This window comes from Saccharothrix syringae (assembly GCF_009498035.1).
GTDB lineage: Bacteria > Actinomycetota > Actinomycetes > Mycobacteriales > Pseudonocardiaceae > Actinosynnema > Actinosynnema syringae.
Genome location: NZ_CP034550.1, coordinates 5,539,547 through 5,552,045 on the forward strand (window position 1 = coordinate 5,539,547; position 12,499 = coordinate 5,552,045).

Annotated in this window: 14 protein-coding genes; 5 read left to right on the forward strand and 9 right to left on the reverse strand. The window is 75.2% G+C overall.

Annotated features, from left to right (window positions below):
• The first annotated feature begins 78 nt into the window (after positions 1-78).
• Positions 79-423, forward strand: coding sequence for an RNA polymerase-binding protein RbpA (locus EKG83_RS24045; protein WP_033431157.1), 345 nt, complete (start codon positions 79-81; stop codon positions 421-423).
• Positions 424-573: 150 nt separating this feature from the next.
• Here EKG83_RS24045 and EKG83_RS24050 read toward each other — a convergent pair whose 3' ends face one another.
• Complete coding sequence (locus tag EKG83_RS24050) at positions 574-1,362, reverse strand: polyprenol monophosphomannose synthase (RefSeq protein WP_033431158.1); 789 nt, start codon at positions 1,360-1,362, stop codon at positions 574-576.
• Positions 1,337-2,941, reverse strand: coding sequence for an apolipoprotein N-acyltransferase (gene lnt, locus EKG83_RS24055; protein ID WP_084716395.1), 1,605 nt, complete (start codon positions 2,939-2,941; stop codon positions 1,337-1,339). Before lnt ends, EKG83_RS24050 begins: the two co-directional genes overlap by 26 nt.
• A 781-nt stretch (positions 2,942-3,722) precedes the next feature.
• Between lnt and EKG83_RS24060 the strand changes: the two genes are divergently transcribed.
• Positions 3,723-3,908 (forward strand): PspC domain-containing protein, encoded by a 186-nt coding sequence (locus EKG83_RS24060; protein ID WP_033431205.1) that lies wholly within the window; start codon positions 3,723-3,725, stop codon positions 3,906-3,908.
• Here the strand turns inward: EKG83_RS24060 and EKG83_RS24065 are convergent.
• Both EKG83_RS24065 and EKG83_RS24070 read right to left on the reverse strand, forming a co-directional pair.
• The gene (locus EKG83_RS24065) at positions 3,902-4,645 is read right to left on the reverse strand and encodes a TetR/AcrR family transcriptional regulator (RefSeq protein ID WP_033431159.1); all 744 of its coding nucleotides are present in this window, start codon (positions 4,643-4,645) and stop codon (positions 3,902-3,904) included. The two genes, EKG83_RS24060 and EKG83_RS24065, sit on opposite strands and share 7 nt — an antisense overlap.
• A gap of 11 nt (positions 4,646-4,656) precedes the next feature.
• Positions 4,657-5,022, reverse strand: a complete 366-nt coding sequence (locus EKG83_RS24070; protein WP_033431160.1) for a GntR family transcriptional regulator — start codon at positions 5,020-5,022, stop codon at positions 4,657-4,659.
• Positions 5,023-5,091: 69 nt separating this feature from the next.
• On the opposite strand from EKG83_RS24070, the gene EKG83_RS24075 reads away from it, so the two are divergent.
• On the forward strand, positions 5,092-5,490 hold the full coding sequence (locus EKG83_RS24075) for a hypothetical protein (protein ID WP_033431161.1): 399 nt from the start codon (positions 5,092-5,094) through the stop codon (positions 5,488-5,490).
• Between the two features lie 22 nt (positions 5,491-5,512).
• On the opposite strand, the gene kal is transcribed toward EKG83_RS24075, so the two are convergent.
• Genes kal through kdd form a run of 5 tightly spaced genes read right to left on the reverse strand, consistent with a single transcriptional unit; the run spans position 5,513 to position 10,831 of the window.
• Positions 5,513-5,902: a 3-aminobutyryl-CoA ammonia lyase gene (gene kal, locus EKG83_RS24080; protein ID WP_033431162.1), complete on the reverse strand. Its 390-nt coding sequence runs from the start codon at positions 5,900-5,902 to the stop codon at positions 5,513-5,515.
• Positions 5,899-6,645, reverse strand: a complete 747-nt coding sequence (gene kamE / locus EKG83_RS24085) for a lysine 5,6-aminomutase subunit beta (protein ID WP_228122179.1) — start codon at positions 6,643-6,645, stop codon at positions 5,899-5,901. Before kamE ends, kal begins: the two co-directional genes overlap by 4 nt.
• Positions 6,642-8,264 carry a lysine 5,6-aminomutase subunit alpha gene (gene kamD, locus EKG83_RS24090; RefSeq protein ID WP_051765788.1) on the reverse strand — a complete coding sequence of 541 codons (1,623 nt, stop codon included), beginning with the start codon at positions 8,262-8,264 and terminating at the stop codon, positions 6,642-6,644. Before kamD ends, kamE begins: the two co-directional genes overlap by 4 nt.
• A 3-nt stretch (positions 8,265-8,267) precedes the next feature.
• Positions 8,268-9,758: an amidohydrolase gene (locus EKG83_RS24095; RefSeq protein WP_084716404.1), complete on the reverse strand. Its 1,491-nt coding sequence runs from the start codon at positions 9,756-9,758 to the stop codon at positions 8,268-8,270.
• Positions 9,759-9,814: 56 nt separating this feature from the next.
• The gene (gene kdd / locus EKG83_RS24100) at positions 9,815-10,831 is read right to left on the reverse strand and encodes an L-erythro-3,5-diaminohexanoate dehydrogenase (protein ID WP_033431165.1); all 1,017 of its coding nucleotides are present in this window, start codon (positions 10,829-10,831) and stop codon (positions 9,815-9,817) included.
• A gap of 87 nt (positions 10,832-10,918) precedes the next feature.
• Here kdd and EKG83_RS24105 point away from each other — a divergent pair, with 87 nt between their 5' ends.
• Both EKG83_RS24105 and EKG83_RS24110 read left to right on the forward strand, forming a co-directional pair.
• Positions 10,919-11,506 carry a sugar O-acetyltransferase gene (locus EKG83_RS24105; RefSeq protein ID WP_228122180.1) on the forward strand — a complete coding sequence of 196 codons (588 nt, stop codon included), beginning with the start codon at positions 10,919-10,921 and terminating at the stop codon, positions 11,504-11,506.
• A gap of 368 nt (positions 11,507-11,874) precedes the next feature.
• Positions 11,875-12,414, forward strand: coding sequence for a hypothetical protein (locus tag EKG83_RS24110; protein WP_033431166.1), 540 nt, complete (start codon positions 11,875-11,877; stop codon positions 12,412-12,414).
• Positions 12,415-12,499 lie beyond the last annotated feature (85 nt).

The following is a 12,499-nucleotide window of genomic DNA, read 5'->3' on the forward strand; positions in this document are numbered from 1 at the left end:
CGAACGGAGCAGTCCGATCGTTGCACTCGGTAGCAACAAGCCTGGGCACCGCCCTGAGCCGAGCGAAAGGACACCGCCATGGCCGACCGCGTTCTACGGGGTAGCCGGCTCGGAGCTGTCAGCTACGAGACCGACCGCAATCACGACCTCGCCCCGCGCCGGTCGGTGCGGTACGCCTGCCCCAAGGGCCACGACTTCGAGGTTCCCTTCTCCGACGACGCCGAGATCCCGCACACCTGGGAGTGCCGCCTGCACGGCCAGGAGTCCAAGATCATCGACGGCGCCGAGCCGGAGACCAAGAAGGTCAAGCCGCCGCGCACCCACTGGGACATGCTGCTGGAACGCCGCAGCATCCCCGAGCTGGAGGAGCTGCTGGACGAGCGGCTGGAGGAGCTGAGGGGTCGGCGCAGCCGCACCGCCTGAGCCGCGACGACGCGAACGGGGCCCGCCGGGGGAGATCTCCCGACGGGCCCCTCGCGTACCGGGACCCCCGCGTAGCCGGGCCCTCGCGGCCCCGCTCACCACGGCCCCGCTCACCACGGTCCCGGGCACCACGGTGCCGCGTGGCCGGGGCTAGCGGCTGGAGGCTTTGGCCTTCGGCGCGAACAGCTCGCGCAGCTGCGTGGCCCGCCGCCGCACACCCCACTTGGTGACCCGCCACAGCGCCTCGCGCACGATGTCGCCGCTCATCTTCGACTCGCCGATCTCACGCTCGGTGAACGTGATCGGCACCTCCACCACCCGGTACCCCAGCTCGATCGCCCGCCACGCCAGGTCGATCTGGAAGCAGTAGCCCTGCGAGGCCACCGTGTGCAGCGCCAGCCGCTCCAGCACCGTCGCCCGGAACGCCCGGAACCCGCCGGTGATGTCCTTGACCTTCGCGCCCAGCGCCAGCCGCGAGTACACGTTGCCCGTGCGCGAGATCAGCTCCCGCGCCTTCGACCAGTTCACCGTGCTGCCGCCGGGCACGTACCGCGAGCCCAGCACCAGGTCGGCGTGCTCCAGCGCGTCCAGCAGCCGCGGCAGGTCCTCCGGGGCGTGCGAGCCGTCGGCGTCCATCTCCACGACCACCGCGTACCCGTGGTCGAGCGCCCACCGGAAACCCGCCACGTAGGCCGCGCCCAGCCCCGCCTTCTCGGTGCGGTGCAGCACGTGGACCCGCTCGTCCGCGGCGGCCATCTCGTCGGCCAGCTGGCCGGTGCCGTCCGGGCTGCCGTCGTCGACCACGAGCGCGTGCACCCGCGGCAGCGCCGCGTGCAACCGCTTCACGATCTTCCCGATGTTGTCCCGCTCGTTGTAGGTCGGGATCACCACCAGCACCGGCCCGAGCTCGTGGTCAGGCTGCGCCTGCTGGTCCGCCATCCGTTTCCTCCTCGCCGACCCCCGCACCAGGGGTCGGACGCGATCGTCGTCGTGTTCCTGCCAAGCTGAACGCCGCGGCCGAAAGGCCCAGAGCGGTCATCACCCACTCGGGCCATGCGCCGAGCCGGGTGGCCAGCGTAGCCTCCCCGCGCAGCGGCACCTCGGCCACCAGTGCGTCGGCGGTGAACATGCCGGTCCGCCGCGCCACCGACCCGTCGGGCAGCACGATCGCGCTCACCCCGCTCGTGGCCGACACCACCACCGCCCGGCCGTGCTCCACCGCCCGCACCCGCGACATCGCCAACTGCTGGTAGGTCATCTCCGTGCGGCCGAAGGTGGCGTTGTTGGTCGGGATGGCGATCAGGTTCGACCCCGCCCGCACCGAGTCGCGCACCACGCCGTCGAAGGCCACCTCGTAGCAGGTGTCGATGGCCACCTTCGCCCGCGACATGGCGAAGCCCTCCGGGTCGGTGCCGGGCTGGAAGTTGCCCGCCCGCTCCACGTCCTCGCTGAACAGGCGGAAGAACGACCGGTAGGGCATGGTCTCGCCGAAGGGCTGCAGCTGCCGCTTGGTGTAGGTGTCGGTGGCGCCCTCGCCGGGCTCGAACAGCACCACGCTGTTGCGCGGCAGGTTGTCGCCCTCGTCGACCAGCACCGCGCCCACCGCGACGGGCGCGTCGACCGCCTCCACCGCGCGCTGGATCTGCGCGGCGGCGTCGGCGTTGCGGAAGGGGTCGATGTCGGAGGCGTTCTCCGGCCAGATCACCAGGTCCGGTCGCGGCACCCGCCCCTGGCGCACGTCCTCGGCCAGCTGGAGGGTGCGCGCGACGTGGTTGTCGAGCACCGCGCGGCGCTGGGCGTTGAAGTCCAGGCCCGCGCGCGGCACGTTGCCCTGCACCGCGGCCACCACCACCGTGCCCGCGGTCGGCGCGGTGCCCACCAGCGGCGTCACCGCCAACCCGGCCACCACCGGCACCAGCACCGCGGGCACCGCCACCCGCCGCGACCGGCCCAGGTGCGCCAGCCCGAACCCGGTCAGCGCGACCGCGAACCCCACCAGCGGCGCCCCGCCCACCGACGCCAGCGGCAGGTACCAGCCCTCCGGCTGCCCGAACGCGATCCGACCCCACGGGAACCCGCCGAACGGGAACACCGACCGCAGCGCCTCGTCGGCCACCCACACCAGCGCCATCCACAGCGGCGCCCCGGGCAGCCGCGACACCAGCGCGACCACCGCCGTGCCGACCGCGATCAGCACCGCGACCAGCAGCGCCAGCGGCAGCCACGCCACCAGGCCCACGAACTCGCCGGTCCAGCGCAGCAGCGGCACGGTGAACCCCAGCCCCCACACCAGCCCCAACCCGAACCCCGCCCGCAGGCGGCGGCCGTGCAGCAGCACCCCCAGCACCGCGAACCCGACCGGCGCGAGCCACCAGGCGGTGCGCGGCGGGAAGCTCAGGTAGACCAGCGCCCCGCCCGCCGCCGCGAGCACCACCCGCAGCAGCAGACCGCTGACGAACCGACGGCGGGCGGGGGGCGTGTCGGCGACGGGACCCGACGCCACGGCAGGTGCGACCACCCGGTCAGCCTACGAGGCGGGCGGTGGGGGGCTCGTGGGGTGGTGAGGGCGGCGCCACGGGCCGGATCCCGATCGCCGCGCGTTCTCGGGTCGGCCGAGCCCCACCCCCGGCCGACCCGAACCCCGCCTCGCCGCGGACATGACCGCCTCGGGTGCCTGCTCCCCCGCTGCGCACAGCCCCGCCGGCAGCGCGACCACCGGACCGCGAGTCGGCCTCCGGCACGTCCCCGGCCGGGATCACGTCCCGGTGGTACCACTCCAGCGCCACCGCCGTACCGAGCTCGTAGCCACGCGCCCGCTCGCTCACCCGTTTCCGCAGGCCGATCCGCTCCAGCGGGTCCGGCCGCGCCCGCAACTCCCCCGCGCAACGCCTCGCCGGAGCGGTCTACGGGCGCGTCGCCGTCCCCGGTCGTGGTGCCCTGCACGTGAGGAGCGGGGGGACGCGGTCACCGGGCGTGTCGAACAGGTACCGACCGAGCAACCGTCACGCGCCCGGGCGGCGCGGCTGCGCGAGTGCACCCGGGCCCAGGGGATCTCGGCGGGGTGGCCCCGGCCGTCCGGTCGTACACCGGTCCCCGCCGCTCCGGGCGGCGAGCACCCGCCGTAAGACCTCACGCACCGTCAAAGGATCACACACCCGAGTGACCGCCGAAGGTGGCAAGACCGCCACGACGTGTCGATCACATCGAGGTTGCCCTGGGATTGCCGACCCCCGACCAGGGGTACGAAATCAGGGTTACCACCGATGCCGCAGGACCCGAGCAGGGGGATGGTGGAGTTCATGACCACGTTGACCAGGCCGCAGAACCAGAAGGTGATCGCCGGCGTGTGCGCCGGGCTGGCCACCCGCTACGGATGGCGCCCCAACACCGTCCGGCTGCTGTTCGTGCTGTCCTGCCTGCTGCCCGGACCGCAGTTCATCGTCTACCTCGCGCTCTGGGTGATGATGCCCAAGCGCCCCTACTGACCCGACCGCGACCGCACCAGCGCCTCGATCCCGTCCAGCACGCGCTCCAACCCGAACGTGAACGCGTGCTCCCCGTGGTACGCGGCGCCGTGCGCCTGGCCCGCCGCCGCGCCCACGCGGGCGGCCACGGGGAACCGCGCGGGGTCGAGCACCCGGGCCAGGAACGGGGCCGCCGCCTGCCACCACTGCTCGTCGGTCAGGCCGGTGCGCCGCCGCGCGCGGTCGGCCTCCACCGCCACCCGCGCGGCGGCCCGCACGTGGGCCAGCACGAGCCCCAGCACCGAGTCCATCTCCACGTCGGTCAACCCGATGCCGTCCACGGCGCGCAGCTCGTAGTCGTACTTGGCGGTCACCCCCGGGCCCAGCACCGACCGGTGCGCCTCGACCTCCAGCAGCCACGGGTGGCGCAGGTGCAGGTCCCAGTTCTGCCGCGCGATGTGCGTCAGCCGGGCCCGCCACCCGCCGGGGACCTCCGCCGGGCGCTCGGTCTCGCCCTGCACCGCGTCGACCATGGCGTCGACCAGCTCGGCCTTGCCCGGCACGTGCGTGTAGAGCGACATCGTGCCCACGCCCAGCCGGTCGGCCACCCGCCGCATCGACAGGGCGGCCAGGCCCTCGGCGTCGGCCAGCTCCACGGCCGCGGCCACGATGCGGTCCACGCCCAGGTCCTTGCGCGCGGTGCGCTCGTTGGTGCGCCACAGCACCGCCAGGGTGCGGGCCGGGTCCTCGGTCGCCACGGGCGCCGACCCTACGGGACGGGCCGGTCGGTCAGCGCGGCGCGCACGATCTCCAGCGCCTCCTGCGCGGCCAGGCCCTGCTCGCGCGCGGTGGCGGCGTAGGCGCGGGCCGCGCGCAGCACCCGTTCCCGGCTGCGCTCCCCCGCCGCGCTGACCACCGTCCCGGCTCTGCCGCGGGTCTCGATCAGACCCGCCTCCTCCAGCTCCCGGTAGGCGCGGGCCACGGTGTTGACCGCGATGCCCAGCTGCGCGGCCAGCGCCCGCACGGTGGGCAGGCGGGCGCCCGCGGCCAGCTCGCGGTCGGTGATCTTGCGGGCCAGCTGGGACCGCACCTGCTCGTAGGGCGGCACGGCGGAACCCGGGTCGAGGCTCAACACGTCGTCGATAGTGGCAGAGCGCGACCGCCGAGTCGCCCCGCCACCGCGGTCGGTGGCAGGGTTCGTACCATGCCCACCCCCGTCGGGCCGCGCCTGCTGCTGCCGGCGGCCGCCCTCGCCCTGGCCGTCGCCGCGCTGCTGGCGCCGGTGCCCCGCCTGCGGGTCCCGGGCACGCCGACGGCCTACTGCACCGACCTGCGGCTGCTGTTCGGCACCGACGAGCAGATGCGCCGCGCCGCCGGGGAGTTCCGGCACGACCCGCGCGTGCGGGAGGTCCGGGAGGAGCGCACCAAGCTGGACAACCACCGGCTGCTCACCGGCGCGGAGGACCCGGAGGGCACCGCGCTGACCCCGGCGTCGCTGCGCCTGGTGGAGGCCGTCGGCGTCGACCCCGCCGACCTGGCCGACGAGCTGCGCGCCGAGCACCGGGTCAACCTCAGCGACGCCTGCGCCGACCACGAGCCCTAGCGGCGGGGCCGGCCGCGGGTCCTCACCGGGTCGCCGGGGTCACCACCGTGCCGCGGGCGCGGGTGGCCACCAGCGGCGGGTCGAGCACGTCGGCCGCCGACGGGCCGCGCTCCGGTGCCGAGCGGCACACCACGCGCAGCTCGAACTCCAGCTCCCGGGACCGGTTGCCGATGCGCACCAGGGTCGCGGTGGCCTCCACCACGTCGCCCGCCCGCACCGCGGCCAGGAACTCCACCGCGGTGTAGCCGGCGAACAGGCCCTCGTCGCCGTCGGTGCGGATCAGCAGCTCGGTGGCCACGTCACCGAACACCCCCAGCCCGTAGGCGCCGTCGACGAGGCTGCCCCCGTAGTGGGCGTGCGAGTGCGGGACGTAGCGCCGGTGGGTGACGGCGAAGCCCTCGGTCAGGCTCACGCGTGCTCCTTCCGCTGCTCCTTGACGGCGTGCACCAGGTAGCTGGCGACCTCACCGGGGGTGGTACCCCGGCCGAACACCCGGTCCACCCCCAGTTCGGCGGCCGCCAGGGGGTCGAAGCGGGGACCGCCCGCGACGAGCAGCGGCCGGCGCCGCCCCATCGCCTCGCGGAACGCCGCGGCCATCTCGCGGGTGTTGAGCAGGTGCGCGTCGCGCTGGGTGACCACCTGCGAGACCAGGACCGCGTCGGCCTTCTCCGCGCGGGCGCGGCGCACCAGCTCGGGCACCGACACCTGCGCGCCCAGGTTGACCACCCGCAGCTCCCGGTAGTACTCCAGCCCCTTCTCCCCGGCGAAGCCCTTGACGTTGAGGATGGCGTCGATGCCCACGGTGTGGGCGTCGGTGCCGATGCAGGCGCCGACCACGACCAGCTTGCGGCGCAGCAGCCGCTTCACCGCGCCGTTGACCTCCGCGGGCGAGAGCAGCGGGTACTCCCGCTCCACCACGCGCACCTGGTCGAGGTCGACCACGTGCCCCACGGGGCCGTAGACGACGAAGAAGGTGAAGTCCTCGCCGATGGGTTTCGCGTGCACCACCATGGCCGGGTCGATGCCCATGCGGTTGGCCAGCTGCCGGGCGGCGCCCTCCGCCCTCGGACCCGCGGGCAGCGGCAGGGTGAACGAGGTCTGCACCATGCCGTCGCCGGTGGTGTCGCCGTAGGGCCGCACGTGTCGCCTGCTCACCTGGCCACCTCCACCCGACCGACCCCCACCGGACCGACCCCCGCCGGACCACCGGGGTCCGCCTCCAGCAGTTCCGCGGCCGGGTTGAGGTAGTCCCCGGCCTTCTCCACCACCCCGTCGGCGCCCTTGCCGCCGTCCGCGGGCCGGCGCATCAACCCGAACGTGCCCTCGGCGATGGCGGTGAGCAGGCCCTGGTCGACGATGCGCTCCAGCAGGTCCACCGCCTCGCCCAGCACCTGGTGGGCGCGCTTGACGATCAGCCCGTCGGGCGCGGGCCGGAAGTCCTCGGCCAGGCCGCCCGCGGCGTCGAGCACGTAGCGGACGTTGGCCAGCGCCAGGTCGCGGTCGGACAGCAGCGGGGTCACCACGGCCTCGGTCATCATGCCGACCAGCAGGATCGACTGGCCGGTGAGCACGCCGGCGAGGTTGAAGAACCCGTCGAGCAGGTAGCCGCGGAACACGTCGCCGGTCATGTGCTTGGTCGGCGGCATCCACTTCAGCGGCGCGTCGGGGAACAGCTCCCGGGCCAGCAGGGCGTGGGCCAGCTCCAGCCGGAACGACTCCGGCACGGTCGGGTCGACCTCGAAGGCGTGGCCGAGGCCCAGCAGGTGGTCGGGCAGGCCCGCCTCGTGCGCGAAGTGCTCGTTGAGCAGCTGGGAGACCGTGACGGTGTGCGCGGCGTCCACCGCGTCGGCGGTGGTGAGGTAGTTGTCCTCGCCGGTGTTGATGACGATCCCGGCGCGGGCGTGGACCTGCCGGGAGAACCGCTGGTCGACGAAGGTGCGGATCGGGTTGATGTCGCGGAACAGGATGCCGTACATGGAGTCGTTGAGCATCATGTCCAGCCGTTGCAGCCCGGCCAGCACGGCGATCTCGGGCATGCACAGGCCCGAGGCGTAGTTGGTCAGCCGCACGTAGCGGCCGACCTCGCGCGACACCCCGTCCAGCGCGGCCCGCATGACGCGGAAGTTCTCCTGGGTGGCGTAGGTGCCGGCGAAGCCGTGGTGGGTGGCGCCCTCGGGCACGTAGTCGAGCAGGGACTGGCCGGTGGAGCGGATCACGGCGATGACGTCGGCGCCGGCGCGGGCGGCGTTGCACGCCTGCACCACGTCCTCGTCGATGTCGCCGGTGGCCACGATCAGGTAGATCCAGGGCCGCCGCGGCGGGTCGCCCAGCCGGGCCACCAGCTTGTCGCGCCGCGCGCGGTTGCGGTCGACGGTGCGCAGGCCCCGCCTGACCGCGGCGGTGGCGGCGCGGCGGGCGCGGTCGCGGTCGCGGCCGGTGGGCAGGCTGTAGCGGACCTGCCCGGCGGCGGTGGCCTCGGCCAGCTCGGTCAGGCCGCCCAGGTCGTGGCGGCGCAGCGCGTGGAACACCGGCAGCACCACGCCGTGCTCCAGGCCGCAGTGCTCGCGCACGGTGTCCACGACCCGGTTGACCCACGGCACGTCACCGGCGCGGTGGGTGGAGTCCGCGCCGGTGATGCCGGCCAGGCGCAGCGTGGCGCGCTCGACCGCCACCGTGGTGTGGGCCCTGGCGATGGCCACGACGGGCTCGGCGGCGCGCGCGGCCAGCGCGCGCGCCTTGGCCACCACCTGCGGGTCCAGGTCGAGCAGCGCCACGTCTCACTCCTCCTCGTGGATCGTGCGGCCGCGCAGCACGGTCCGCAGGCAGGTCGGTGCCGGCCCGTCGAGGGCGGGCAGGGCGGGCACGCGCGAGCGCGGGTCGGTCGACCAGCGCTGCACGCGCGAGTCCGGTGCGGCCACCTCCAGCTCGCCCGCCCGCCACACCGCGTAGGTGGCGGGCGCGCCGGGCTGCAGGGTGCCGGTCAGGCCGTCGTCGACGCCGGCGGCGCGCCAGCCGCCGCGGGTGTGGGCGTTGAACGCCGCCCGCGGCGAGATGCCCGAGCCGTCGGTGCGGTGGTGCACCGCGGCCCTGACCGCGGCCCACGGGTCGACCCGCGTCACCGGCGCGTCCGAGCCCAGGGCCAGTACCAGCCCGGCGGCGGCCAGCCGGGAGAACGGGTTGAGCGCGGTGCCGCGGTCGACGCCCAGGCGCTGGGCGTACATGCCCGACGCCCCGCCCCACTCCCGGTCGAACAGCGGCTGCACCGAGGCCACCGCGCCGAACGAGCCCAGCAGGGCCGCCTGCTCGGCGGTGACCATCTCCAGGTGCTCCAGCCGGTGGCGGCGGGCGGCCAGGGCGGGCACGCCCACGACCGCGGCGGCCTTCTCGAACCCGGCGACCACGGCGGCCGCGGCGGCGTCGCCGATGACGTGGAACCCGCCCTGCAGGCCGGCGCGGGTGCAGGCCACCAGGTGCTCGGCCACGGCGTCGGCGTCGAGGTAGAGCGCGCCGCTGGTGTCGGGCGCGTCGGCGTAGGGCTCGCACAGCGCGGCGGTGCGCGAGCCCAGGGCGCCGTCGACGAACAGGTCGCCTGCCAGGCCGCGCACGGGCAGGTCGACCGGTTCGGTGGCCCCCCAGTAGCCGACCACGTCGAGCAGGTCGGTGGCCAGCAGGTCGGCCAGGTCGTCGCGGGAGGAGATGTCGGGGCCGGCGCACTCGTGCACCGAGGCGATGCCGCGGGAGGCGGCGTGGCGCAGGAACGCCGCCTGGGCGGCGCGGCGCCGCCCGACGGGGACGGCGTCCTTGGCCGCGCCGCGCACGTGGTGGTGCGCCGCGCGCGACAGCGGCCCGTCCGGGGACCAGCCGTCGGCGTCGCGGGCGCCGGGCGCCAGCTCCAGCAGGGCGGTGGAGGCCAGCGCGGAGTGCACGTCCACCCGGGAGAGGTAGACCCGCTTGCCGCCCGCGGCCTCGTCCAGCTCGGCGCGGGTGGGCGGGCGCCGCTCCGGCCAGCGCGTCTCGTCCCAGCCGTGCCCCCACACCGTCGGGCCCTCCGCGGCGCGCACCGCGTCGAGCAGCCCGGACAGCGAGGTGCAGCCGGTCAGGTCCAGGCCGGTCAGCAGCAGGCCCGCGGAGGTGGCGTGCACGTGGGCGTCCACGAACGCCGGCGCCACGAAGGCGCCCTCCAGGTCCACGACCTCGGCGCCGGGGTGCAGGGCGCGGCCGACGGAGTCCTGGCCCAGCCACACCACGGTGCCGTCGGCGACGGCCATCGCGGTGGCGTCGGGGTTGGTCGGGGAGTGGATGCGCCCGCCCACGAGGAGAGTAGTCACGCCTGCTGAGTCTGCCTGTGCTCGAACAGGGCCCGCACGGTGGGCTCGGCGCGCAGCAGGTCCAGCGCGAACGCGGCGTGACCGGGCACGTAGCCGTTGCCCACCAGCATCTCCACGTCCGCGGCCAGCCCTTCGGCGCCCAGCGCGGCGGCCGGGAAGGAGGTGGCCATGGAGAAGAACACCACGGTGCCGCCGTCGGCGGTGGCCAGGATCGCGCCGTGCTCGCAGCCGGGCACGTCCACGCACACCACGGTCACCTCCACCGGCTCGCCCACCGCGGCGGCCACGGCCACCGGGTCGCGCGCGTCGGCCACCACCACCTCGTCGGCCAGCCCGGCCGCGCGCACCGCCGCCGCCTCGGCCTGCGCGGGCACCAGCGCCACCAGCCTGCCGGCCCCGGCGCGGCGGGCGGCGGCCAGCGACAGCGAACCGGACTTGCCGCCGCCGCCCAGCACCAGCACCGAGCGCGCCGCCCGGCGGCGCACCACCCGGTCGGTCAGCGCCGGCGCGCCGCACACGTCGAGCACCGACAGCGCCAGCGCGTCGGGCAGGTCGTCGGGCAGCACCGCGGCGATCGAGCGGCCGAACAGCACCGCCGTGCCCGCGCACGGCACCTGCTCGTCGGTGCCGTCCCAGCGCTCCAGGCCGTCGGTGATGCGCAGCGGGGTCAGGGTCAGCGAGACCAGGGTGGCGATCCGGTCGCCCGGGCGCAGGCCCAGCGGCGAGTCCGGGCCGACCTCGCGCACCGTGCCCAGCAGCATCCCGCCCGAGCCGGTGACCGGGTTCTGCACCTTCCCCCGCTCGGCGACGATGTCGAGCACCGCCCGCCGCAGGCCCGCCACGCCGTGCTCTTCGCGCAGCTGCCGGTAGGAGGCGGCGTCGAGGTTGAGCCGCTCGACGTCCACCACGACCTCGTCCGCGCCGCACACCGGCGTGGGGTCCAGCCGCCACGCCTGCTGCGGCAGCACGCCCGCCGGTTCCAGGACGCGGTGCAGACCATACGGCGAAGTCATGGAAATCCTCCGGTCGAATCACCTCTGACCCGAATATCTTTGCGCGCAGCGTCAAGATCGCGCAAGGACGGGGAGTACAGTTCCGCCATGGAGCGCGGCGACGGGCGCGGTGACGGGCGCGGCATGCGCGAGCGGATGCTCGCGGGGGACCTGTTCCGGGGCGACGACCCGGAGCTGCTGGAGGACGCGGCCCGGGCCGACGACCTGGTGCGCGCCTACAACGACACCTCCGCGCGCCAGGCCGCCCTGCGCCGGCGCCTGCTGGCCGACCTGTTCGGCGAGGTCGGCGAGGACGTGGTGGTCCTGCCGCCGCTGCGCGTGGACTTCGGCCGCAACACCCGCGTGGGGCCGCGCACGTTCGCCAACACCGGCCTGGTCGTGCTCGACGTCGCGCCGGTCGCCATCGGCGCGGACGTGCTGATGGGGCCCAACGTCCAGCTGATCACCTCGACCCACCCGGTCGACCCGGCCGGGCGCCGCGCCAAGTGGGTCAGGGGCGCGCCCGTGGTCGTCGGCGAGAACGTGTGGCTGGGCGGCGGCGTGATCGTGCTGCCCGGGGTCAGCATCGGCGCGGACACCGTGGTCGGGGCGGGCGCGGTGGTGACCCGCGACCTGCCCGCCGGCGTCGTCGCGGTCGGCAACCCCGCGCGCGTGATCCGCCGCGTCGACTCCTGACGCCCCGCACCCGACGCCCCGGCCGCGCACGAGGGGCCCCTCGGCAGGCCGCTCCCCGTCGGCGTCGAGGTCCGACGCCCCGGGCGCGCACGCGGGGCCGGGACCGGCCGCACGCCGACCCCGCCGACCCCGCCGGTTCGACCGGCCGAGCGCCGATCCCGCCGGTTCGGCGGCCCGAAGCGGTCTCGTTACCCCGATCCGCGTTGCCGGAAAATCTCCCACTCGGCCGCTGTGCGGAAAGCCGTTACCTCGTAGGGTGTCGGCCGGGACGTCCCCGCCCGCGGCCGCCGCCCTCGCACTCGTCGGCCGCGGGCGTCCCCGAGCACACCCGCCCCGCACGGGCGGGCCGCCCCTGCGAAAGGACACCCATGCACGTCAGCAGGTTCCGCGCCGCCCTCGTCGCCGCGGCCGCCGCTCTGCTCGCCGTCGCCGGCGCCGGCACCGCCGCGGCCGCCCCCGCCGGCCAGGACCCGGTGTTCACCCCCTCCGCCGACACCCCGGTCACCGCGCTGGTCACCAAGCTCACCCACGCCCAGGCCACCTCCCGGCTGCGCGCCGCCGGCATCTCCTGGACCTCCAGCGGCGGGTGCAGCGACCGCAACAACTCCACCTGCACCTCCTTCGAGCAGGTCAACCTGACGACCATCCAGGGCGCGGAAACCCTCAAGCGGGCCAGCGGCTGCGCCCTGACCATCACCGGCGGCACCGAGACCGGCCACGCCAGCGGCACCTACAGCCACTGGAACGGCTACAAGCTCGACTACCGGCTGGGCAGCTGCATCGACTCCTACGTGAAGAACAACTTCACCTCCATCGGCGGCAGCAAGTGGCAGTCCGGCTCCGGGAACGTCTACTACCTGGAGGGCAACCACTGGGACGTCACCTACTACAACTGCGGCGGCTGCTGACCCGCGTCCACGACGAACGAGGGGCCCCGCGTTCCCGCAGCGCGGGGCCCCTTCGCGCGCCCGCCGCCGCAGTAGAGTCCGGACG